Source organism: Janthinobacterium sp. TPC_1 (genome assembly GCF_056037845.1).
Genome location: NZ_CP195157.1, coordinates 3,948,567 through 3,972,010, shown reverse-complemented (window position 1 = coordinate 3,972,010; position 23,444 = coordinate 3,948,567). Strand labels below are relative to the sequence as shown.

The 23,444-nt window shown below is 62.1% G+C and carries 17 protein-coding genes and 4 pseudogenes; 9 read left to right on the top strand and 12 right to left on the bottom strand.

Annotated features, from left to right (window positions below; translation table 11 throughout):
- Positions 1-128 precede the first annotated feature (128 nt).
- Both ACQVLG_RS19545 and ACQVLG_RS19540 read right to left on the bottom strand, forming a co-directional pair.
- Positions 129-538: pseudogene (locus ACQVLG_RS19545) on the bottom strand (GlcG/HbpS family heme-binding protein).
- A gap of 60 nt (positions 539-598) precedes the next feature.
- Positions 599-1,508, bottom strand: a pseudogene (locus ACQVLG_RS19540) (patatin-like phospholipase family protein).
- Between the two features lie 179 nt (positions 1,509-1,687).
- Here ACQVLG_RS19540 and ACQVLG_RS19535 point away from each other — a divergent pair.
- The 3 genes from ACQVLG_RS19535 to ACQVLG_RS19525 all read left to right on the top strand — a co-directional run bounded on the left by ACQVLG_RS19535 (position 1,688) and on the right by ACQVLG_RS19525 (position 3,174).
- On the top strand, positions 1,688-2,137 hold the full coding sequence (locus ACQVLG_RS19535) for a hypothetical protein (protein ID WP_474290690.1): 450 nt from the start codon (positions 1,688-1,690) through the stop codon (positions 2,135-2,137).
- Positions 2,138-2,227: 90 nt separating this feature from the next.
- Complete coding sequence (locus tag ACQVLG_RS19530) at positions 2,228-2,890, top strand: hypothetical protein (protein WP_474290689.1); 663 nt, start codon at positions 2,228-2,230, stop codon at positions 2,888-2,890.
- Entirely contained in the window at positions 2,887-3,174 is a 288-nt protein-coding gene (locus ACQVLG_RS19525) for a barstar family protein (protein WP_474290688.1), read from the top strand. The genes ACQVLG_RS19530 and ACQVLG_RS19525 overlap by 4 nt, the downstream gene beginning before the upstream one ends.
- A gap of 14 nt (positions 3,175-3,188) precedes the next feature.
- Here the strand turns inward: ACQVLG_RS19525 and ACQVLG_RS19520 are convergent, their stop codons facing one another.
- Complete coding sequence (locus ACQVLG_RS19520; RefSeq protein ID WP_474290687.1) at positions 3,189-4,022, bottom strand: hypothetical protein; 834 nt, start codon at positions 4,020-4,022, stop codon at positions 3,189-3,191.
- A 385-nt stretch (positions 4,023-4,407) separates the two neighbouring features.
- Here ACQVLG_RS19520 and ACQVLG_RS19515 point away from each other — a divergent pair, with 385 nt between their 5' ends.
- The gene (locus tag ACQVLG_RS19515) at positions 4,408-4,602 is read left to right on the top strand and encodes a hypothetical protein (RefSeq protein ID WP_474290686.1); all 195 of its coding nucleotides are present in this window, start codon (positions 4,408-4,410) and stop codon (positions 4,600-4,602) included.
- Here the strand turns inward: ACQVLG_RS19515 and ACQVLG_RS19510 are convergent.
- From ACQVLG_RS19510 to tssF, 7 genes are all read right to left on the bottom strand, one after another.
- Positions 4,590-5,342: a hypothetical protein gene (locus ACQVLG_RS19510; RefSeq protein ID WP_474290685.1), complete on the bottom strand. Its 753-nt coding sequence runs from the start codon at positions 5,340-5,342 to the stop codon at positions 4,590-4,592. The two genes, ACQVLG_RS19515 and ACQVLG_RS19510, sit on opposite strands and share 13 nt — an antisense overlap.
- A gap of 654 nt (positions 5,343-5,996) precedes the next feature.
- Positions 5,997-6,215, bottom strand: a complete 219-nt coding sequence (locus ACQVLG_RS19505; RefSeq protein WP_474295726.1) for a hypothetical protein — start codon at positions 6,213-6,215, stop codon at positions 5,997-5,999.
- Positions 6,216-6,259: 44 nt separating this feature from the next.
- Positions 6,260-8,212, bottom strand: coding sequence for a T6SS effector phospholipase Tle3 domain-containing protein (locus ACQVLG_RS19500; RefSeq protein WP_474290684.1), 1,953 nt, complete (start codon positions 8,210-8,212; stop codon positions 6,260-6,262).
- A gap of 40 nt (positions 8,213-8,252) precedes the next feature.
- A complete protein-coding gene (locus tag ACQVLG_RS19495; RefSeq protein WP_474290683.1) occupies positions 8,253-11,012 on the bottom strand; it encodes a type VI secretion system Vgr family protein in 2,760 nt (919 codons plus the stop codon).
- Positions 11,013-11,091: 79 nt separating this feature from the next.
- Positions 11,092-12,123, bottom strand: a complete 1,032-nt coding sequence (gene tssG, locus ACQVLG_RS19490; RefSeq protein WP_474290682.1) for a type VI secretion system baseplate subunit TssG — start codon at positions 12,121-12,123, stop codon at positions 11,092-11,094.
- Positions 12,087-12,377, bottom strand: a complete 291-nt coding sequence (locus ACQVLG_RS19485; RefSeq protein ID WP_474290681.1) for a type VI secretion system baseplate subunit TssF — start codon at positions 12,375-12,377, stop codon at positions 12,087-12,089. The genes tssG and ACQVLG_RS19485 overlap by 37 nt, the downstream gene beginning before the upstream one ends.
- Before the next feature lie 16 nt (positions 12,378-12,393).
- Positions 12,394-13,929, bottom strand: a complete 1,536-nt coding sequence (gene tssF, locus ACQVLG_RS19480; RefSeq protein WP_474290680.1) for a type VI secretion system baseplate subunit TssF — start codon at positions 13,927-13,929, stop codon at positions 12,394-12,396.
- Between the two features lie 483 nt (positions 13,930-14,412).
- Between tssF and leuA the strand changes: the two genes are divergently transcribed.
- Together leuA and ACQVLG_RS19470 are read left to right on the top strand one after the other, a co-directional pair.
- Positions 14,413-16,119, top strand: coding sequence for a 2-isopropylmalate synthase (leuA, locus tag ACQVLG_RS19475; RefSeq protein WP_474290679.1), 1,707 nt, complete (start codon positions 14,413-14,415; stop codon positions 16,117-16,119).
- A 168-nt stretch (positions 16,120-16,287) separates the two neighbouring features.
- Entirely contained in the window at positions 16,288-17,895 is a 1,608-nt protein-coding gene (locus ACQVLG_RS19470) for a methyl-accepting chemotaxis protein (RefSeq protein ID WP_474290678.1), read from the top strand.
- Positions 17,896-17,918: 23 nt separating this feature from the next.
- Here the strand turns inward: ACQVLG_RS19470 and egtB are convergent.
- Together egtB and egtD are read right to left on the bottom strand one after the other, a co-directional pair.
- A pseudogene (gene egtB / locus ACQVLG_RS19465) lies at positions 17,919-19,164 on the bottom strand (ergothioneine biosynthesis protein EgtB).
- Positions 19,165-19,171: 7 nt separating this feature from the next.
- Positions 19,172-20,164 carry an L-histidine N(alpha)-methyltransferase gene (egtD, locus tag ACQVLG_RS19460; RefSeq protein WP_230540823.1) on the bottom strand — a complete coding sequence of 331 codons (993 nt, stop codon included), beginning with the start codon at positions 20,162-20,164 and terminating at the stop codon, positions 19,172-19,174.
- A 322-nt stretch (positions 20,165-20,486) separates the two neighbouring features.
- On the opposite strand from egtD, the gene ACQVLG_RS19455 reads away from it, so the two are divergent.
- From ACQVLG_RS19455 to ACQVLG_RS19445, 3 genes and pseudogenes are all read left to right on the top strand, one after another.
- The gene (locus ACQVLG_RS19455; RefSeq protein ID WP_230540824.1) at positions 20,487-21,179 is read left to right on the top strand and encodes an ABC transporter ATP-binding protein; all 693 of its coding nucleotides are present in this window, start codon (positions 20,487-20,489) and stop codon (positions 21,177-21,179) included.
- A gap of 181 nt (positions 21,180-21,360) precedes the next feature.
- Positions 21,361-21,650 (top strand): annotated as a pseudogene (locus ACQVLG_RS19450) (hypothetical protein).
- Between the two features lie 282 nt (positions 21,651-21,932).
- Positions 21,933-23,432 carry a DUF7379 domain-containing protein gene (locus ACQVLG_RS19445; protein ID WP_474290677.1) on the top strand — a complete coding sequence of 500 codons (1,500 nt, stop codon included), beginning with the start codon at positions 21,933-21,935 and terminating at the stop codon, positions 23,430-23,432.
- Positions 23,433-23,444 lie beyond the last annotated feature (12 nt).

The following is a 23,444-nucleotide window of genomic DNA, read 5'->3' as shown; positions in this document are numbered from 1 at the left end:
AGCTTTTCCACAAGGAAGAAAATTCAGAAAGCCCGGCATTTTTTTGCGCAGCAACATAAATCCTGCGGCCCATGAAAAAAGCCGCCCGGCTTGCGCGGGGCGGCTTGTTCTGCAACTACGGATAGTACTTAGGCCGTCAGGGCCGCAATGCCCGCTTTGGCAATTTGCGCATCTTCCGCCGACTTGACGCCCGAGACGCCGACGGCGCCCACGTAGTGGCCGTCGAACACGATGGGTACGCCGCCTTCGAGCAAGCCGTCGATTTCCGGCGCGCTCAGGAACGACACGCGGCCGCCGTTGATCATCTCTTCATAGATGCGCGATTCGCGGCGGCCCAGCGCGGCCGTCTTGGCTTTCGATGGGGCGATGTGCGACGAGATCGGCGCCACGCCGTCCATGCGCTGCAGCCACACAGCAGGTGGCCGCCGTCGTCGACGATGGCGATCGTGACCGCCCAGTTATTCTTGACCGCTTCCGCTTCCGCGGCGGCAGCGATTTTCTTTACGTCGTCCAGGGTCAAAATCGGTTTCGATTGCATGGTGCATCCTTGTTATGTTGAATCAAAATTGTATACGAAATGCGGGGCCAGAATAACGGCTTACTGCTCGCGCTTGGCTTTCAGCTTTTGCTTGAGCTGCGCCATGACGGCAAACGTCGCCTGCTCGCCCGCCAGGATGGCCTGGTTGCGGCTGTTGAAATCGTTGCCCTTCATGGTGCCCAGGCTGGGCTGGATCACCACGTCCGCATCCTTCAGTTCGAACTGGTTGATGCGCTGGCCCATGATGGCGAAGGTTTGCATGATGACTTCCATCGAGCTGATGGCCTTCTGGGTGTCCGTTTGCGACGAGATATTCACGGCGATGATGAAGTCGGCACCCATGTCGCGCGCAAAACGCACGGGCACGGGAGCGACGAGGCCGCCATCGACATAGGTGTGGCCGGCAATGGTCACGGGCTGGAACACGCCGGGCACGGCCGACGAGGCGCGCACGGCCATGCCGGTGTTGCCACGCTGGAACAGGATCGGCTGGCCATTCTTCAAATCGGTCGCCACCACGCCAAACGGAATCTTCAGCTTTTCCAGCGGCACGCCGCCGACCGCCTTGTTGACATAGCTTTGCAGCGCCTCGCCTTTCAGTACGCCGGACGACTTGCCGAACAGGGGCAAGGCCCAGTCCGAAATGGCCGCTTCGTCCATATCGAAGGCCATCTTTTGCAGGGCGAAGCCGGAATTGCCCGCCGCATACATGGCGCCCACCACGCTGCCGGCGCTGGTGCCCGTAACGATGTCGGCGTTGATGCCCTGCGATTCGAGCGCCTTGATCACGCCGATGTGCGCAAAACCGCGCGCCGCGCCGCCACCCAGCGCCAGGCCGATCTTGATCTTGCGCGGCGTGACAACGATGGGTTCGGGGCGTCAATACTTGGACGGGTTTCGGGGCGGTGGTATCGCAGCCGGCCAGCGCAAAGGCGGCCAGGGCAAGCAGAGTCAGGCGTTTAGGGAACATAGTGGCAGAAGAGAACCGCGCGCGGCAGTGGCAACAAAGGAGAGCCGATTGTAGCGCAAGCGGGGCCGCCCGCACTGAAGGCGATCTTAAATGTTTACAAATGACAAGATTCCGAATCGTGCGCGCCACGCCGGCTGCTAGACTGGCGGCTGGTTTCCAACCTCCCCACCTGCCGGCTTATGAAAACAGACCTGTTCCGCTACATCGCGCCCCCATGCTTGCTCGTTGCCACCCTGCTCGGTGCAGCCTGCGCCAACGCCACCCCTGCGGCGGCAACGCAGCGCCCAGATAGCATCGCGGAAAGGATGGCGGGCTTTACCTGCACCGGTAACATACAGATTCCCCCTGATCAGGAGGAGCACACGATTGAGCTCAGCTTCGACGTCCCCGACCGGCACGGCGCGCAAGGCACCCACATCATTGACGGGCGCGGCAAAGCGAGTAATTTCTACGGCTGCCGGCAAAGCGGCGACAGCTTGTCTTGCACGTATGACGCGGGACCAAGCAGCGGCCCGCTGACCATGCGCTTTACCGGCAACTTGACTCAGGTAAAGGGCGAATTCAATTCCCCGTTTGAAAACAGCACCGCCTTGCAATTTTCCGCACGCTGCAAAAAATCGGAGCAATAGCAGCGTCCGCTCTATTGCCCCCCTGCCCCTGGGATAGCTTGTGCGCATACCGAAGCGCCCCACCTCTTCTCACTCGCCGAATCGCTCAACATGTCCGACGAATATCAATTTTCCGACAGCCGCGCCCTGAGCGCCCCATTTACGCAACAGTTATCGAGGCAGCCGCCCGATGGGGCCCTCGCCTGGCTGAGCGCCATCCTCGCCACGCAGGCACCAGCACTGCGCTCGTCGAATGCCATCCTGCTGGCCTACACGGGCAATCCGGCCGCCCTGACTTGGATCGACGCCAATGTCGGCTCGCCCGTGGCGGGACAATGGGGCGTGGCGGCGGCCCTGCTGGACACGCCCTGGCCGCAAATCGTTGATTGGCTGCAACGGGGCGGCGCACACCGGCTGATGGCGCTCGATACCCTGCTGGCCTACCGCAAGCCGGCCGTCAACATGTCGCCGCTGGAACAGATCGCCGCCCCCGTGCTGCCGCAGGCGCCCGCGCGCGCCGAACTCGACGCGGCGCTGGCCGCCTGCCTGGCGGCATCTTCCACGCCGCGCATCCAGGCGGCCATCGACTCGATCAACAAGCACGTGGACGAGATCCTGCGCGGCGGCCCGCGCGGCGTGGCCGTGGCCGACTTGCCGCGCCTGTACCTCGACCCGGCACCATTCAAGGATGCGCCCGCCATCCTGGAGCAGCACGAGTCTGTGGTGGGCGGCATGCGGCAAAACCTGCAGAACCTGCTCAAAGGCATATTGTGAATCGATCTGCCCTGGTGACGATCGACTTGAGCGAGATCAACACCGCGCGCCAGCTGCACGCGGCGCTGGCGGCCGCGCTGGATTTCCCTTCCTTCTACGGCATGAACTGGGACGCCTTCTGGGATGCCATCACGGGCCTGGTGGACATGCCGCAACAGCTGGAGCTGCGCGGCTGGCCAGCCTTCGCCGCACGCCTGCCCCACGATGCGGCCACTTTGCAGCGCATCCTGGCGCGCATGGCGCAGGACATGCCGGCCCAGGCGGCGCAGGTGCGCCATGCCTGAGCTTTCGCCGTCTATTACTTCGAATATCCCTGCTCATTGAACTGCCCCGCATCCAGCGTGGCCCAGGCATGGCGGATGCCCCACCACATCAGATAGGCATTGCCGCCGCCGCGCGCGCGGAACCACGGTTTCACGGGGTCAATCGGCCGCACCTTAGCCGGCGGCAAGATCAGCACGCCGGTCGTCTGATCCGCGTCGCTGGTGCCCGCCACCAGCACGTTCTGGCCAAAGTGATTCGCCTGCGCGATGCCCAGCGCCACATTCGTCAAGGCCGTGGCAGCGCCCATTTCGCCCAGCAAGGCCGGCGTATTGAAGGTCTGCCGGAGGAAATCGAAGGCCGGCACCTCGGTCGTCAAGGTTTGCGCCAGGTGGCCGATGCGGTCCGACGAGGCCGGATGCGTGTTGTGCGCATCGTGGATCACATAGCCGATCTCGGCATCGGTCTTGCGTCCATTCGCGGCCGCCTGCGCCAGGGTCGCCTGCCACGCCTGCACCGTGGACGGCGGCAAGCCCTTCTGCGCCGTAAAGGCGCCGACCTGCTGCGTGGCCGGATAGCCTATCCACGCCAGCGCATCGCGCTCCGTCTTGTAATGGGGGCCGGCCAGCACCAGCAAGACCATGTTTTCATTGATCTGCTCATCTTTCGGAAAGCTGGGCGCATCCCAGCTCATCACCCACACCGTTTCCTTCGGATGCGCCTGCAGATAATCGAGGGCGGCCGCCAGGGAAATGAAACCGGCATTCGCGCCGCCGGCTGTGACGCGCACGTCGGGCGGGGTGGACTTGGTCCAGGAGTTGGGGAAGTTCGGGTTGCCGATGGAAAAAGTACTTGTAATTTGCTTGCGCAAGTCATCCCCGGCGAGAAGGGGATCAAACCGTTCTGCAGGCAAAGCGTACTCAACATGGATACCCGCCAGTTCATTCCAGCCTTTTTTGTTTTTTACGTCGTGGGCGTTATAAAAATAGGTTGGATTTGAAAAATACATACCATGAAATTTTGCAATCATCTGCCGGACATATTTTCCGTGAAAGTTAAAAAAAGTACCCTTTCCATCATTGGAGGAAGCTATGCCAGACACAGATCTGACCTCAGAAAAAATGGCAGGATATTGTTCCAACATGTCGTCTTTCTTATTTGGCCTTACTTTCCCAAGGGTCCATAATAGTTGCCATTCGGTTGGATAATCCTGACGCTGTAGGGGGTTGAGCCACTGCACGCCCACCACTTGCGCCATGAATGGCTGGGCAATCATTTTTTCATTCTCACGGCCATCTTTGCTCGCCGGATGCGTCACGCACGCCGACAAAGCCAGGCCCGACAGCAGTGCCGCCAAGTTGCGAAAGGAAGAGAGAAGGTTCATTTTTCACCCTGGTCAGTTCATCAAGTACGCCATCTGGCGCGCCATTCCCATCGCCTACTTCGAATAACCCTGCTCATTGAACTGTCCCGCATCCAGCGTGGCCCAGGCATGCCGGATGCCCCACCACATCAGATAGGCATTGCCGCCGCCGCGCGCGCGGAACCACGGTTTCACGGGGTCGATGGGCCGCACCTTGGCCGGCGGCAATATCAACACGCCGGTCGTCTGGCCAGCGTCGCTGGTGCCCGCCACCAGCACGTTCTGGCCAAAGTGATTCGCCTGCGCGATGCCCAGCGCCACATTCGTCAAGGCCGTGGCAGCGCCCATTTCGCCCAGCAAGGCCGGCGTATTGAAGGTCTGCCGGAGGAAATCGAAGGCCGGCACCTCGGTCGTCAAGGTTTGCGCCAGGTGGCCGATGCGGTCCGACGAGGCCGGATGCGTGTTGTGCGCATCGTGGATCACATAGCCGATCTCGGCATCGGTCTTGCGTCCATTCGCGGCCGCCTGCGCCAGGGTCGCCTGCCACGCCTGCACCGTGGACGGCGGCAAGCCCTTCTGCGCCGTAAAGGCGCCGACCTGCTGCGTGGCCGGATAGCCTATCCACGCCAGCGCATCGCGCTCCGTCTTGTAATGGGGGCCGGCCAGCACCAGCAAGACCATGTTTTCATTGATCTGCTCATCTTTCGGAAAGCTGGGCGCATCCCAGCTCATCACCCACACCGTTTCCTTCGGATGCGCCTGCAGATAATCGAGGGCGGCCGCCAGGGAAATGAAACCGGCATTCGCGCCGCCGGCTGTGACGCGCACGTCGGGCGGGGTGGACTTGGTCCAGGAGTTGGGGAAACTTGGATTCCCGATTGAAAAAGTATCGATGATTTCTTCACGCAGTGCCTCGCCTGCCTGAATAGGGTCAAAGCGCACTGCGGGCACCGCGTATTCGACATGGATACCCGCCAGTTCATTCCAGCCTTTTTTGTGTTTGAAGTCGTGGGCGTTATAAAAATAGGTAGGATTGGAAAAATAGACTCCATGAAATCTCAATATCATATTTGAAACATAAGAATAGTGAAAATTACTAAAATTACTCTTACTTTTTTCTACTTGTGAAATATCTGAAACAAACCTGATTTTTGAAAAAATCTCCGGATATAGCTCCAACATGTCATCTTTCTTATTCGGACGAACTTTCCCCAACGTCCATAAAAGCTGCCATTCCGTCGAATAATCTTGACGTTGCAAAGGATTCAACCATTGCACACCGACAACCTGCGCAATAAATTTCTCATCAACATCTGGCACTCCCAATTTAGCATTTCCGATAGGGAATTCATGAACAACTGTACTGGCAGACACTCCCATTGTCGCCATGATCGAAGTGATTGCAGATAATAAGTATTTTTTTACCATGACAAATCTTTCATCATTGAAAAATAAAATACAAAAATATTGAAATATTTGTATTTATTTATTTTCTCGGAAATTTTTTATTTTTTCCGGAATGGATCCTTCTGTAGAATATCTACTCCAATCAATAACTGTTTTTCCCTCCAAATCTCCTTTTGCGAAATATCTATGAAAGATTTTCATATCTTTATTATCTAACCGTCCTTCAAGAAACCGCCAATCCGCCATCGTCCTCAACTCCCGCAAATCCGTTTCCAACAAATGGCAACAGCCCACGGCCACGTCATACGCCAGCGCCTTTCTGGAATGCTCGCTGTTGGTCAGGATGGTGGAGTGATCGGTGGCATAGGTGCCGACGTTGCCAGCCAGGCCGGCCTGGATCTTCTTGTTGCGCCATGCCGTGTATTGCGCGCTCGCCGTCTCGGGACGGTCTTCTTCCGTGACGTGTTTGCCTTTCTCGACCTTGCCTTCGCGCTGGCCATCATGCGCAGGGAGGCGTGGTATTCGTATTGCAGCGCCGCTTCGCTCTCCTCGTTGCCGCGCGCGGCATCGGTGCGCTGTTTTTCGCCATGCAGGCCGCCGCGCGGTATCGACAACTCGCGCTCGCCATGGAAGGGGTCGCCCGCCGGATGGGCGGCATCCTTGTTGCGATCCCAGCCGTGCGGATGCAGTCCCATGTCGAAACTGGGGCAGATAGCGCCAAACAACTTCGCCTGCGGGAAGAAGGTCTCTGGCAGGTCGGGCGCTTCCAGCGGGATTTTCCAGTACTTGTCGGGCGAGGCATTGATACGCTGGCGCATCAATGCGGTGGCCACGATGGCGATGGGAGCAAACGCCACGGTGAGTATCTTGAACAGCCAGTTCTCTTGCGCTTCCACCCCCTTTTCCACGCTATAGGTGGAAATCATGGAAGGCGGATTCCAGAAATGGTCGCTGCCAAAATCAATGGCAGGACGGTGATCGCCCCAGTAGTCGCGCGCGCCTTTTACGCCGACGGGAAAACCCTCGGCAAACACGCGCTGGGTAAATACTCCCTCGCCGCCTGCCCTGGCGATTTCGCCGGGGTCGAGCTTGCCCTGGCGGTCTTTCCTTGGCAAGCCATTCTTGCCCAGCAATGGGCCGGCCAGGCCGCGCCAGCCGATGCCTTGCACCGTCAGGGACGAGATCACCTGGTCGTGCGGATTGCAATACAGGGTCACGCGTCCCACGGTCGCGCCCCGTACGCCATAACTGTCAATATCGTGCTGCGCCTTGAATGGGTGGTGCGCGCTGCTCATGGCCTGGTCGATTTTTTCGGCTGGCCATTGTGCGGCGCGCCGCTCGCCGATGAGGGCAAAGAAGGCCGCCAGCGTGTCGATGCGCGCCGCGGCCGTCTGGCGGCCCGTGCTGCCATCGGCCGCCTTCAGATTCGACGACGTCCAGTTCTCCGCCATATTGTCTTCCACCACGCTGTAGGGTGGATTGCACAACACATAATTGTCAGCAATGCAAGGCCACAGCCTGCCTTGGGAATCAGCCACCTTGGGCAGGCGTTCGCCCAGGAAGGCCGCTGCCATGCTGACCATATTGCCCTGGCTATGGCACACGATGGTGATCGGCACGTCGGCCTGTTTTTGCCGGATGGCCTCGATCAACCGGGCCAGGCGGTAAGCGGCCAGCACGAAGTACGGGCGCGGCGGGCAGGCATACACCTGCCGGTCATTGGTCGGGTTCATGTGCTGGATCTGCATCCACAGGAACAACTGGTCCGACAGGCCTTCGCTCCACAAGTCCGGCAGCGAAGTGCAGCCATTGGCGAACGGTCCGCCGCCCCAGTAATTCTGTTCGTTCAGGAATATGCCGTCGCCATACGTCTGCAACTCGATATCATTGGCTGCATAACCCCAGCGAAAGCGGATCACGGGCGAATAGCCATCGCCTTCCATGAAGGTTCTGGGTTTCATCAGCGGGTTAATGAAACCGTCGCGCGTCAGCTGTTTCAGATAGCGGGCCGGCGTCATGGCAATGCCTTCCTGGGCGCCACGCCCGGCATCGTGTACGCGCCGGTGCAGGCGCGCATTCAATCCCGCGCACAAACCGGTTTCCGCCTCGTCATACCACTCGCCATCGGAGTTGACGCCATGCACGAAGATCATGATGCCTGGCAAAGGCAGGCGCGTGGTAATCGGCAATGTGTCATGGTCGAAGCGCAGCAAGCCGTCTTTTTCGCCTATCTGCAGGTATTTGCTTTCATCAAAGGGCAAGGAAGCTGCCTTGGGCTTGTGCACACTCATGCTTGACTCCCGTGAATGATGGGCAACGCACTATCCACGCTCAATCGCGCGGCCTGAAAATACGCACCTTGAGTTTTTCCAGGCTGTCGCCCACGATGGCCGCGCCCTTGCCTTCGCTGTCGGCATCGACCACTTGCTGCGAGCCATCCTCGCGCTCGACGACGATCTTGACGCCGCCGACGGGACTGCCGTCGAGGCCGGAAAGCACCTGCACCTGCGGCATGCGGCCCAGGTCGCCTTCGTCAAAGCGCGGCAGTTCAGCCTTGCTGCTGGCCGGGCCATTCCAGTGATGGCCGTCGGTCTTGATGGTCAGCGCACCCGGGCCGCCCAGTTCCACGCTGCCGCCCGCCAGTTTCAGATAGGCGCCACCGGCCGTCATGAACGTGATTTCATCCTGCGCCATGCCGATCAGGCGGGTATTGGCCGTCAATTTCAGGGCCTTGGCGGCGTTCAGCTGCATCTCGTCAAACTGGCTCTGCATGAGAAATTTGCCATGGTGCGCGATCTGGGTGATGCCGCCCTTGTGGGCAAACACGGAAACGCCGTCGCCAGCCTGTATGCTGCAGCGCTGGCCCGCGATCACGTGTACATGCTGCTGCGCCACCGTATCGACATTCACGCCGGCGTAGCTGACGATGGTCTTCGGGCTGCTCAGCGCCAGCCCCGCAGGCGCCGTCAGGCTGGCCGCAGGCGCCACCGCACCCGCTACCGCCTCCTTCAAGGTTGCGGCGGGCGCTGCGTCGACCGGCAGCGCCTGGTGCGCGCCAGCGTACTCGCCCAGCGATTTGAACAGGTCCAGGCACTCCTGCATCAGGGCCACATGCTCCTCGGCCGATAACTGGCCGCCTGTCGCGTCGAGCCGCTGCCAGGCCGACAGCAGCAGCGCCTTGCCGCTACGCACGGCGCCGCCATGATCGCTGCGCAATTCGAATCCGTCGCCGCGCTGCCGGCCAGCGCCGCCGGCGCGCGGCTCGACGAGGAATCCCAGGTTCAGCTCGGTGGCGGCGTGATCGCTGGCCAACTGGGCGCTGATCTGCCGCGGCGTATCGTCGAAACGCAGCTGATTGCCGCCCTGACCACGCACTTCGCGGCTGCGCATGCCCGCCAGGTAACGGTTGCCCGGCAGCGCGCCGCGCTTGCTGAGGGCCGGCGGCGGCGCAACGGTGTTGAACAATTGCCCCAGGACAATCGGCCGGTCAGGGTCGCCCGCCAAAAATCCGATCAGCACTTCCGACCCGACTCGCGGCAACGCCAAGGTGCCGCACTGGTGCGCGCTGCCCTGTCCGTCGCCAGCCCAATTGCCGACGACGCGCAGCCAGGCTGTGTCGCGCTCCGTATCCGAGGCACCGGAACCTTGCGCGTGCGCATGGTCTGCGGCGCGGGTGGCAGGGAAACGCACCTTGATGCGCCCCTGTTCGTCGCAATGCACTTCTTCACCGGCAGGTCCGACGACGATGGCGCTTTGCAGTTGCGGCTGGGGCACATCGCGTTGCGGATCGAAGGCGGGCACCAGCACCACGCTGGAGCGGACGCAACTGAAGCGCATGCGATAACGCGGCGTTTCCGGCCCCGTCTCGCCGTGCAGCCAGGATGTTCCTTGCGCCTGCCAGCCATTGGAGGCGAACAGGCGCGCGAGGCGCGCATCCAGGGTTTGCGGCAGATTGTTGCTGGCATGCACCTCCAATGCCGTGACCAGGAAACGCCGGCCATCCGGCCGGTGCCGGTCGATCTCCGGATGACCTTCCAGGCTGAACTGCTGGCCGGCGCACAGCGAGCGCACCACGCCCTCGCCATGAAAACACTTGGTTTCCACGTCATGGCGCGCCATCGCCAGCAAACCCAGCTGGCGAAAATCTTCTGCATCGTTGCCCAGGTGCGGCGTCGCCACAAAATAGTCGTCGAGGCTGGTTGCCAGGCTATTGCCGCTGGCACCCTGGTCCGCCATCGCGCCCGCATCCGTTTGCATGAACTGGCGGTTGCGCGGCGCCGCATAATCCCAGCTATGGCGCCCCGTGCTGCCTGCCTGCAAAGTGCGTACGGCGCCCCAGGCCGTGATGGTATCGCTCTCTTCAGTGCCATCCGCCCGGTGGTAGCGGATGACCGGCGCCACATTCTCCGGCAGGCGGCTGGCGTCGTCGAACAGCAACAAAACGTGCGAGGGCATGGCGTCGGATGCCCCATGTTGTGCGGCGCCAGGCTGGATGACCCAGGAAATGCCGCGCCGCCGCAGCAGGCGCCGGATGAATGCGGCATCGGATTCATTGTGCTGCATGGTCAGCTCGCGCGCCGGAAAGTGACGACCGGCCAGGGCCTGATCGATTTTGCAAGCGAACGTGGCACCGATGATGCTGTTGCCCAGCCGCCATTCGGCAATCAGTAATTCGACGATCTCCAGCTCCGTCTTGGCACGAAAAACCCGCGTATTACGGCGCTTTTCCATCAAGGTCAGCGCATCGTGCAGCACCAGCCGGTAAGTGGCGAGGCCGCCATCGCTCAGTCCGGCCGATGCCTGCGCGACGATGCCGCACACGCTGCGCAATTGCCCCGTATCGGTGACAATCTGCAACTCGGCCGGCACACCGATGAACTGCTTGAGCGGCAAATGCGCGTCAAGCGAGACGCAACCTATGCTGTACTCGAGGCCAGCACAAATGGCTTCGCGGCCATCTACCCGCTGCGGCAACAGCACATCGTCGTTGATGCCGTCCGCATACGCCAGCCGCAGGCGCAATGGCCGGTTGCTGGAGTTCAATTCCTTGTCCGCCAGCATGAATTGCATGAATTCGTCCGCGCTATCCATTCCATCTCCCTCAATGCCGATAGGCATCGCCCCAAGCTCATCAGTATTCATGCATTTACCGGCGGCCAATTGCGGCACATCAAGCGGCGCCGGGAAACCGGAGGTCATAGTGCATGGCGTCGCAATCGCTGCTTGCCTCTCCCGCCAGCAGACGCGCTGCCTGCCCCAGGCAAGCTGCGCCTTGCCCCATCCTGTCCGTCAGGCTGCTGCCGTGCACATCCGCAGTGCGCAGGATCAGACGGATTTCGTATTGCATGGAAGGCATGCCAAACAGGCTCAACATGCTTTTCAAGGCCAGCGCGCCTGAATTTCCAGGAAGAAAATCGTCAAACTGTGCCCGCGTCAGAGGACCCAGGTAAAGGCGCACGCGCAAGTCCCGGCGCCGGCAGCGTGCGCCCAGCATGGCACCCTGCCCCAGACTCACATTGCCAAGGTTGAGCAGGGAATGCTCATCGCTTGGGCGCACGTGCCAGGTGCTGACGAAGGACTCGATGCGCAAGGGCACGCCGAAATAGTCGCCCAGCACGTCCGCCATCAATTCGGCGCTGACGGGGCGGTGCCGCAGTGCCGCCGCGTAGTAAGCCAGCGCTTCCGGCGGCAGCGCGCCAGCACTTGCCAGGCGCGACGGCCAGGCGCCAGCCAGCGCCAGCTGCAACGACAGGAAGCCGGGGCGGCCGCTTGCGTCGGCCTGACACTCGATCCGGCTACCGGCCCAAGCCTGATAAAACAGCACGGGGGCGCGTTGCGACAAGGCATCGAGAAAGGCTCGCGCGCCGGCATCGCCCATGGCCCGTTCCTGGCGAATCAGGCGTTCCGTATAGTGCAGGGGCAAAGTGCCGTTCACGCCCAGCAAGCCCATGAAACTGGGCCGCAGGTGCAGGCGGCCATGCTCGCCGTCATGCCACACTGCCTCTATTTCACAGGCAGGAAAGGCCAGCGCAACGCTCTGATGGAAACGCAATCCATCGTGCAATGCGGAATCGGCGCACGCTCCCTGCCGGCATAGCCAGCGTTCGAGCAAGCGCACGGTCTGAAAGAAACCAAAACGGTATGGCGCCTCGGACAGCAGCGCGATTACGCCAGTGCTTGCTGGCCATTGCGGGGCAGGCATCGCAGCAGCTCCTTCCCACTCTTGTGCGAAATCAAGAACAAACGGCAATAGCTGTTGACATGAACATACATGCCCAGCACATGCTCGATCACTTGCGCAAAGATATGCAGGCCACTGCCGACGTAGGCCTCTTCATCCACTGCCAGCAAGACATCGATGCCAAACACCAGCACGCCGCCACTGGCGTCGGGCATCCAGGTGCTGCTGGCGCGCTGCGTCAACGCCTTGATGCCTTGAATTTGCCGTTGTGACATCAAGGAAGCGGGCAAATCATGCAGCTCCAGCATTTCCTGAAAACAGCGCCAGACCATCGTCCAGCAAAGATTGATGATTCAACGACAACAATGCCAGCAAACGGGTTTGCGCAGGCAAGTCGGCTTTAAAGCGATACGCCGGACTCGGCTGGCGCAACAGGCGCACCGGCAGCGCGCCAGCCGCCCCCTCGTGCCGCAGATCGCCACCGGGCACGCCGAATGGCAATGCGCTCGGTAAATCGCGATTGCTGCACGTCAGGTCGACCGATACCGTCGCCAGGCCGTCATAGGTATCGTCCTCGTCGCTGTCGACAAACGCCAGGCTGCTTTCGTAACCGGGATGGCTGAGCGCCCGCGCTTCATCGCGCCGCGCCACCCAGTAACGGCGCTTCGCTCCGCCAGCCTGCCCATGGTGCATGGCATAAAACGGTTGGCAGTGTGTCACCATGCCGGCATCGGCGCCCTGCCGTACCACACGCACGGCATCGACACTATGGATGTCGTACGCGTGCGCATATTTATGCTCGGCGAGCAACGGATATTCGCTGTGCATGTGCGTCAGCCTGATCGGCGCTGCCGCTTGCTGGAACAGATTAATCACTGGCGTGCAGGCAAGCAACAAATTACTTGCCGATACAGAACGCAGCAGGCGTGCGCCAGCGCTGCTGACGGGCATGTCCCGCAGGCCGACATACAGCGTCCAATTCCGGCATCCAGGCGGCAAAAGCGGTGTGATCAAGCCAAGGTCGATATCGAAGAACTGGAATTTTTCAGGGAAGGCAAAGTATTCGGTCAGCAGGCAATAGGCACGATGGGAACCCGGCTTGCGCGGCAACAGCGCTTCCTCCGGCAAAAACCCGACGGCACGCAGCGGCACTTGCGCCAGCGGCAACTGCGCGCCTCCGGCCTCGATCCAGGCGTACGCGGCATGCAGAAACAGGGCATCGCGCAAGGTGGCCGTCAGCGATGGCGTGCCGTCGATAAAGACGCGTACGCCAGGCAACGTCAATTGCTCCAGCGTCCCAGTGGCCGATGTGGACACGATATCGATGGCAATCGCGGTCGATATGTCGGACGGCAAATGAATCGCCGCAGTAACATCAAGAATGGGAACGAAACGCGCGCCAGCGAGGCTGAGCGGCGCCAGCACCACATCATAGGCGGTGCGAAACTTGCAGACGACACCCTGATATTGCGGTGCATGCATCAAGGTTCCGCGCAGTAGCGTGTCGATGCCGTCACGGGCCTGGCCAAGCACACCACTGGCATCCACATGGGCAATCGAACACGCTGGAAACGGCCTCAGATAGTGCGGAAAATTCACTTCCAGCATGGACTCGGTGAAAACATGGCGCGCATCATCGATCTTCTTGGCCGTGCGGGCATTGCACAGAGCGTATGCCTCGATCAGGCGTTCGATGTGCGGATCGTGGCAGTTGCTGCCCACGATACCCAGTGCGGCAGCGACACCAGGATAGCGGGCGGCAAATTCCTGCTGGTGCGTACGCAGCATGCCCAGTTCCAGTTCATAGTATTTCAGCAAGGATTCCATGCAGCCGACTCCAATGCAGGACGGGCGACACACGTCGCCATACGGAAACTGTATTATTCAACAATGATAGAAAAGTAAGTTGCGCAGGAACAATAAGTCGACCTGCGGCATGGCAGCAGCAGCGTTCCCGGCTGAAATATGCTTGACAGCGCCGCCCGACATCCCTTACATTGAGTGCATGTCCTCCTTCAAACATCCATCCCCTTCCCTGCTGTCGCTATCGCGACTACTACTAGCACGCGCATAAGTTTGCCGCATTGCTTCGCCTGGCCACACGCCGGCGTGTTTCAAAAACCCTGGAAGGTTTGATGATGTTTGCACCATCCCCATACGTACACGTAATTCCCGCTGCGACCGCTCCTGCCGGCATCGCGGCCGCACTGCTACCGCTACCGATCGCTTGCCTGGCCTAGTGTTGCGTGGCCGCCCGGCAAGCTTGCGCCACAACCATTGATTTCCCCCTATCTTCAGGAGTACCCGATCATGATGTTGCAAAACCCAGCTTCCAAATACCGCGCCTTTCCTCCCGTCAAATTGACCGACCGTCAATGGCCGAACCAGATCATCAGCAAGCCGCCCATCTGGATGAGCACAGACTTGCGCGACGGCAATCAGTCCCTGATTGAGCCGATGAGCGCGGAAAAGAAGCTGCGGTTCTTCGAGATGCTGATCGCCATCGGCCTGAAGGAAATCGAAGTGGGTTTCCCATCGGCATCGCAGACGGATTTCGATTTCGTGCGCAAGCTCGTCGATGAAGGCCGCATCCCGGACGACGTCACCATCATCGTGCTGACCCAGTCGCGCGAAGAATTGATCCGCCGCACGGTGGAATCGGTCGTCGGCGCCAAGCGCGCCATCGTCCACCTGTACAACTCCGTGGCGCCCGTGTTCCGCAAGGTCGTGTTCGGCATGTCGCGCGAAGAAATCACGCAGATCGCCACCACCGGCACCACTTTGGTAAAACAGCTGGTGGCGCAGCATCCGGAAACGGAATGGGGCTTCGAATACACGCCGGAATCGTTTTCCACCACGGAACTCGATTTCTCCAAGCATATCTGCGACGCCGTCAGCGCCATCTGGAAGCCGACGCCGGCCAACAAGATGATCATCAACCTGCCATCGACCGTGGAATGCAGCACGCCGAACGTGTATGCGGACCAGATCGAATGGATGTCGCGCAAGCTGGCGCGCCGCGATTCCATCATCATCAGCGTGCACCCGCATAACGACCGCGGCACGGCCGTCGCGTCGGCCGAGCTGGCCGTGATGGCGGGCGCCGACCGCGTGGAAGGCTGCTTGTTCGGCAATGGCGAGCGCACGGGCAACGTCGACCTGGTGACTTTGGCGATGAACTTGTACACGCAAGGCGTGCACCCGGGCCTGGATTTTTCCGACATCGATACGGTGCGCAAGTGCGTGGAAGAATGCAACCAGCTGCCCGTCCACCCGCGCCACCCGTATGCGGGCGACCTGGTGTTCACGGCATTCTCCGGCTCGCACCAGGATGCGATCAAGAAAGGTTTCGCCAAGCAACAACCGGACAGCATCTGGGAAGTGCCGTACTTGCCGATCGACCCGGCCGACCTGGGCCGCAGCTACGACGCCGTGATCCGCGTCAACAGCCAGTCCGGCAAGGGCGGCATGGCATATTTGCTGGAACAGGAATACGGCCTGGTCTTGCCGCGCCGCCTGCAGATCGAATTCTCGCGCGCCGTGCAAGCCGTGGCCGACGCCACGGGCCGCGAAATCGCCGCGCAGGATATCCATGAAATCTTCCAGCGCGAGTACCTGGAGCAGACGGCGCCCTACGCCTACGCTGCGCACCGCATGGTGGAGGACACCAGCAGCGACGAGTCCGTGCAGATCGACATCAGCCTGTCGCACCGCCAGACGCCATTGGCCCTGCAAGGCGGCGGCAACGGCCCCATCGACGCCTTCGTCAATGCGCTCGGTCTCGACATCAAGCTGATGGATTACCATGAGCACTCGATCGGCTCCGGCGCCAATGCGCAAGCGGCGTGCTATGTGGAATTGCGCCTCGACAACGGCCCGACCCTGTTCGGCGCCGCCATCGACAGCAATATCGTCACCGCCTCGTTCAAGGCAGTGCTGTCGGCCGTGAACCGCCGCATCAAGCAGACGGACGCCGAAAAAACAACAGCGGCCGACGTGGCGGCCAGCGCCGTCTAAGAACGACGCTCCCTCTCGCACAGGAAAAAAAAGCGGCATGGCTTGATCCACGTGCCGCTTTTTCATTTCCGTAGGGCAATTGTTGCTGCAAAAGAAGTATCACTCGCCGTATAATCGACTCATAATAAGACCACCGGGGACAGGATTCTAGCTACCGAGGGAATGAGTATGAAATTGACGGACATGAAGATAGGCGCGCGCCTGGGCGCGGGTTTTGGCGTGGTACTGCTGCTGATGGCGGTGCTGGTGGGCACGGGCCTGTTCCGGCTGGACAAGATCGGCGCGCTCAGCAGCGAAGCCATCATCGAAAAAGACTGGGCCAAGGCGGACGCCATCGCCACCATCCGCAGCACCACGCGCTCGAACGCGGCGCTCGTGCTGGAACTGTTCATCCATGAAGATCCGGCCCGCGCCAGCGCCATCCACGGCGAAATCGATGCCAACAAGGCCACCATCACCGATGCGCTGGCCATCCTCGACCGCCTGATCGTGCTGCCTGAAGGCAAGGAACTGCTGGCTACGCTGAAACAGCAGCGCAAGGCCTATGTCGTCTCGTTCAGCCAGGCAGACAAGCTGCTGGTGGCGGGACAGCGCGCGGAAGCGGCCAAGCACGTGCGCGACGACACCCTGCCCGCCCTGAATCAGTTGCAAAAGACGGTGAACCACCTGAATGAAATCCAGCGCGGCGTGGTCGTGCATGGCGGCCAGCAAATCCAGCAGAATATTTCAGCAGCGAATGTGCTGATGGCCAGCCTGGGCACGGCCGCCTTGCTGCTGGGCATACTCTTTGCGTGGCGGGTCACGCGCTCGATCACCACGCCCGTCGCCTATGCGCTTGGCGTGGCGCAAGCCGTGGCGGCAGGCGACTTGAGCAGCAAGATCGTGGCCGAGGGCAACGATGAAATGGCCCAGCTGCTGCGCGCGCTGCACGACATGAACCACAACCTGGCCACCCTCGTGGGCCAGGTGCGCGGCGGCACAGGCACGATCGCCGTGGCGTCGAGCCAGATTGCCAGCGGCAATGCCGACCTGTCGGCCCGCACGGAAGCGCAAGCGAGCGCGCTGGAAGAGACGGCCTCGTCGATGATCGAACTGACGGGTACCGTGCGCAGCAACAGCGACAATGCGCGCCAGGCCGACAGCCTGGCCCGCTCGGCGTCCGCCATCGCGCAGCGCGGCGGCACGGCCATGGCGGAAGTGATCGGCACCATGGACGCCATCAATGCCTCGTCGCGCAAGATCGTCGACATCATCGCCGTCATCGACGGCATCGCCTTCCAGACGAATATCCTGGCGCTCAACGCGGCCGTGGAAGCGGCCAGGGCCGGCGAGCAGGGGCGCGGCTTTGCCGTCGTGGCCACCGAAGTGCGCAGCCTGGCGCAACGCTCGGCAGCGGCCGCCAAGGAAATCAAGGAACTCATTGCCGACTCCGTCAACCGCGTGGGCCAGGGCGCGCAACTGGTCAGCCAGGCGGGCGCCACGATGGATGAAGTAGTGGCCAGCGTGGGCCGGGTCAGCGCCATCGTCGGTGAAATCAGCGTCGCCAACCACGAGCAAAGCGAAGGCATCGAGCAGATCAATGCCGCCATCATGCAGATGGACCAGACGACGCAGCAGAATGCGGCCCTGGTCGAGGAAGCAGCCGCCGCCGCCGCCGCCATGCATGAACAGGCGGGCGAACTGGAAACCCTCGTCAGTCAGTTCAAGCTGGAACAGAACGCCGTCGCCAAGGCGCCGCCCCGCCCTGACGCGCCCGCCGTGCCGCGCCTGCACTAAGTTACTCCCCCTTTATTCCACCTTTATTCCACCTGGCGCGCCAGGCGGATGCCGGCAAACTGCCAGCGCGCGCTTGCTGGAAAGAAATTGCGGTAGCTGGCGCGCGCATGGCCGGCCGGCGTGGCGCACGAAGAGCCGCGCAGCACGTACTGGTTCAGCATGAACTTGCCGTTGTATTCGCCCAGCGCCCCGGGCGCCGTGCGGTAGCCGGGATACGGCGCGTAGCTGCTGCTGGTCCATTGCCAGCAGTGGCCGAACATCTGCCGCAACCCTGTTCCCGGCGCGCCAGCCGCCGGATGCAGCCGGCCCACTTGCATGTCGACGCCCTGCGCCGCCACTTCCCACTCCGCTTCCGTCGGCAGGCGCGCGCCGGCCCAGTGCGCATACGCATCGGCCTCGAACAGCGACAGATGCGTGGCCGGCGCCTGCGGATCCAGCGGGCGCAAGCCGGATAAAGTGAATTCCTGCCAGTGGCCCGCGTCATCGCGCTGCCAGTACAGCGGGCATGCCAGCTGTTGCGTGCGGACCCAGTCCCAGCCCTCGGCCAGCCACCAATGCGCCGTGCGGTAGCCGCCCGCCTCGATGAAGGCGAGAAATTCGCCATTCGTCACGAGCGCGCTGGCCAGTTCGAACGGCGCCACGTATTGCGGGTGGCGCGGCAATTCATTATCGAAGCAAAAACCGTCGCCCGCGTGGCCGATCTGCGCCAGGCCGCCGTCGAAGGCGAGCCAGGCCGTGGGCTGCGCGTGTTCTTGCGCTGGCGCAAACGTGCCGTCCAGCGCATTGTCCAGGTAAGCGGGAAACAGCGCGCTCTGCGCCAGCAGGTGCTTGACATCCGTCAACAGCAATTCCTGGTGCTGCTGCTCGTGTTCCAGGCCCAGCGCCAGCAGCATGGTCAGCCGTTCGCGCGCGTCGCGCGCCAGTTCGCCCGCCAGCAGGCGCGCAATGCGCGCATCGACGTTGGCCCGGTAGGCACGCACGACGTCCATGCCGGGGCGCGTCAGCAAGCCACGCTGGGCGCGCGGGGTGCTTTTCGCCCACGCCGTTGTAATACGAGTTGAACAGCACGCGGAAAGCGGGGTGGAATGGCGCGAACCCCGCTTCCATGCTTTCCAGGATAAACGTTTCAAAAAACCAGGTGGTATGCGCGAGGTGCCATTTGACGGGACTGGCGTCCGGCATCGACTGGGCGCCGCAATCCTCGTCGGACAGCGGTTCGGCCAGCCGCAGCGAGTGCTGGCGCACTATATGGTAATGATCGATCAGCATCTTTTTCTTAATCCCTGATGATGCGCGCATAAATGACGGCAAACCACTGCTGCGGGTCCGTCCAGACTTGCACGGTGGAAAACCCTGCCTGTTCCAGCAAGCCGACGAAGGCCGGGCGCGTGTATTTATAGCTGTCTTCCGTATGGATGCGTTCGCCTTTCGCGAAACGCCGCTGGCCACCTTGCCAATGGACAAACTGTTCGCTGCGCGCCTCCAGGTGCATTTCCACGCGGTGCTCATCGGCATTGAAAAAACCGTGGTGCCGCCAGGCGCGCACGTCGAAGTCGGCGCCGATCAAGCCGTTCACGTGGCGCAGCATGTTCAGATTAAAGGCGGCCGTGACGCCCAGCGCATCATCATAGGCCGCGTCGAGGACGGCGTCATCCTTGATCAGGTCGACGCCGATCAGCAGGCCGCCATCGCCGTCCGCATTCGCGCGCAGGCGGCGCAGGAAGGCAGTCGCTTGCTCAGGCTCAAAATTGCCGATCGACGAGCCGGGATAGAAGAACAAGCGCCGCGCCTCGCGCACGCTGTCGGGCAAGTCCAGGCGGCTGGAGAAATCCAGGCCCAGGCCCGTCATCTCGATGTGCGGAAAGCGCTGCTGCAGCCGGCTCAGCGACTCGCTGAGAAAATCGTAGGAAATATCCACGGCCACGTATTGTGCCGGGTGCAGCAGGGGGAACAGGCTGGCGGCCTTGGCGCAATTGCCCGCGCCCAGGTCGATCAGGGTGCTGCCCGGCCCCACGGCGTGCGCGATCTCGGCGCCGTGGCGGGCGAAGATGGCCGCCTCCGTGCGCGTGGGATAGTACTCGGGCAAGGCGCAGATGGCTTCGAAGAGTTTCGAGCCCAGCGCGTCGTACAGGTACTTGGGCGAGGTCCAGGCCGCGCGCGCCAGCAGGCCGCTGCTGATCTCGGCTATCGTGGCAGGAGTGGCGCTGGCCGCGCGGGCGTTGCTAGCGGGATACAAATCGGACAGGTGCTGCGCGGGTGGCGTGGTCATGGGCTGGCGTCGTCAATGTTGGGTTCACGAAGGGCTTGCACGGTCGGCCACCGGACGCGCCGCCCCTGCCGCAGCGCTTGCGGGCGCCTTTGCCGATGACTTTTTCTCATCATAGCGGAATCCGCGCAAGCCAGCCGTGCGGCAGGTAACTTAAGGTCAAACGCGCGGCGCGCACATAAAATTGGTATTGCCAAGCAAAAAGCATAAGGCTGTCGTATACTACACATTGCCGGCCAAACAATCCGCGCGCCCTTGCAGTTCCCAGGCCCCCCTCTCCCCCGCGTGCCTCCCTTTACGATAGCCGTTATTAATCAAGATCACCATGCTCGAATTGCGCCATCTGTCGAAGTCCTATGCCAATGCCCGTCCCGTGCTGGCCAATCTTTCCTGCCGCTTCAAGGCGGGGGAATTCATCGCCATCATGGGCGATTCGGGCGTGGGCAAATCGACCTTGCTGAACCTGATCGCCGGCCTCGATACGCCCGATGCGGGTGCCGAAGCGCACCCTATCCTGGTGGACGGCATTGCCATGTCCAGCCTCGATGACGCCGCCGCCACCCGGCTGCGTCGCGCCCGCATGGGCTTTATTTTCCAGGCCTTCCACGTCTTGCCGCACCTGACCCTGCTGCAAAACGTGGCCCTGCCGCTGCTGCTCAACGGACTGCCCCAGGAGCGTGCCGCCAGCATGCTCGAAGCGGTCGGCCTGGGCGGACGCGGCGGCGACTTTCCGCAGCAATTGTCGGGCGGCGAAATGCAGCGCGTGGCCATTGCCCGCGCGCTCGTGCACAAGCCGGCGCTGGTGCTGGCCGATGAGCCGACCGGCAACCTCGATCCGGACACGGCGCACAGCATCCTGCAATTGCTGCGCGCCGAAATCAAGGCCAACGGCAGTTGCGCGATCATGGTCACGCATTCGCTGGCCGCCGCCGAAATGGCGGACAGAACCATGATCCTGACGAAAAGCGGCTTACAAAATACAACAATCGTCAACCAAATTGATCAAACAATCAGTTAATTTAACTGACCATCTGTCACAAGTTTTGTTATCGTAGTATTATTGAAAACACTTGCATGGTTATCAATGTTGTACCGCAAATGGTGTACTACGTCACCCGGACAGCCGTACTGCGATGACGAACTATAGCCGGGACTGCGTAAAGTGGTCTCGTCCCTTGCATAACCTGAAGGAGGAGTAAATGAACGTTCGGCAAAAGAAGCTGGAAATGATTGAAGCGATGAACCGGGCGCGCGCGCGCTCGAACCATCGAGTTTTGTGCCCAACAAGCTGCTCGATACCCTGATCGAGAAGATGAACCTGAAAAATGATGCGGAACTGTGCCGAGTTCTCGAGGTCCAGCCCCCCATCATCAGCAAGATTCGTCACGGCAAACTGTCGGTCGGTGCAACGATTTTATTGCGCATGCATGAAAAATCGGACATCACCATCCGCGAACTGAAGGAACTGTCCGCCACGCCAGTCCATTGAACCACCCGCTGTTGTCATGCCATGCCAGGCACCCAGGTCCCCGGCGCCATGAACTTTTGCCATGAAATTCGCGTAGTTCGCTCACCGCACCGCATCCGGGCACGATAGCGAAGAGACCCAGCCCAAACCATGCTGACCGTTTCTCTGCCTTCCCGCTCCAGCAGCACCCCCTCCCTGCCCCGCCCTCCCGATCGCCAGCATTTCCACTCAAACTTGATCTGACACAACACGCACAGTCGCCGCAGGCATCAAGGTCAGCTTTTAACCAGTTTTCTCAACCGCATGTCCAGCGACCCTCTTGCGCCGCCCGTGCTGCGCCTGACGCTCACGCGCGATCCCCTCGCCGGCGCCGGCGACTGCCCCGCCGCGCCCGGCTGGCATGCCGAGACCCATGTGCTGTCGAGCGCGCGCGGCATCGGCAGCTGCCGCATCGCCCTCGATATCGGCCCGGCCGACGTGGTGCAGCTGCTGCTGTGCGACGGCAGTTCCTTGCTGGCAAGCAGCCTGGACCTGCCACGCTATCTGGGGCCGGCCACGGCGGCACGCGACGGCGCGCCCGCCAGCATCGAAGTGGGACTGGCCTTGCGCCCGCAGGCGGCGTGCCAGCCGCCCGGCGCCAGCCGCGACGGCCTGGGCGCCTGGATGCTGCGGGCCGTGCGCGTGTACCGCTGCGGCGCTGCCGCCATGACGGCGCTGGCGGCGGCGGGCACCTTTCAGGACCGCCAGCTGGAACAGCGGCTGGGCCTGTACCGCTGCGGCATCGAGGCGGGCAGCATGACGGCCGTCGCCAGCCTGCCCGCCGGGCCGGAACCGGTGCTGCTGCTATTGCACGGCACGGCGTCATCGACCCAGCGCAGCTTTGGCGGCCTGTGGCGCAACGGCCTGGCGCCGCAGCTGGCGGCGCAGTACGGCAACCGCATCTATGGCTATGAGCACCGCAGCCTCAGCGAAAGCCCCATCGACAACGCGCTGACCCTCGTGCGCCAGTTGCCGCACGGCGCCGTGCTGCACCTGCTGACGCATTCGCGCGGCGGCCTGGTGGGAGAATTGCTGGCGCGGGCGCAGCGCATCGACAGCCGCGGCGCCGTCGACCTGGCGGGCGACGGCCTGGAGCGCCTGAGCGAAAACACGGTGGGCGGCGAAGCCTTCAACAGCCACGATATCGAGCACTTCACGGCGCAGGCGCGGCTGGGCGGACGCGGCGGCCACGACGGGGATGCGGCGCGCCTGCGCGCACTGGGCGTGGAGCTGAAAACGCGCGCCATCCGCATCACCCGCTTCGTGCGCGTGGCATGCCCGACGCGCGGCACGACCCTGATGTCGGGCCGGCTGGACCGCTGGGCCAGCGTGATGTTCAACCTGCTGCAGGACGATGCCCCCGATGGCGCCGCCGCCTTTCTGCTGGCCGTGGTGCAGCAGCGCTGCGACGCGCGCATCCTGCCGGGCCTGGAAGCGATGATGCCCGACTCGCCCCTGGTGGCGCTGCTCAATGCGCCCGACGTGCGCGTGGCCAGTCCGCTGCATGTGCTGGCCGGCGCGTGCAGCGGCGAGGGCCTGCTGGGGTGGCTGGGCGACTGTCTCGGCGAACAGCTGTACGGCGGACAGAACGACCTGGTCGTCAATTGCGCCTCGATGGCCGGCGGCGCCACGCGCAGCACGCCCGTGCGGCAACTGCTGCTGCGCGGGCCGCGGACGCACCACCTGAACTACTTCGAGCGCGCGCCTTCCAGCCTGGCCGCCGTGCAGGCGCTCACGGGCGACGAGACTGCCACCAGCCGCTGAGCGGCATGGAAC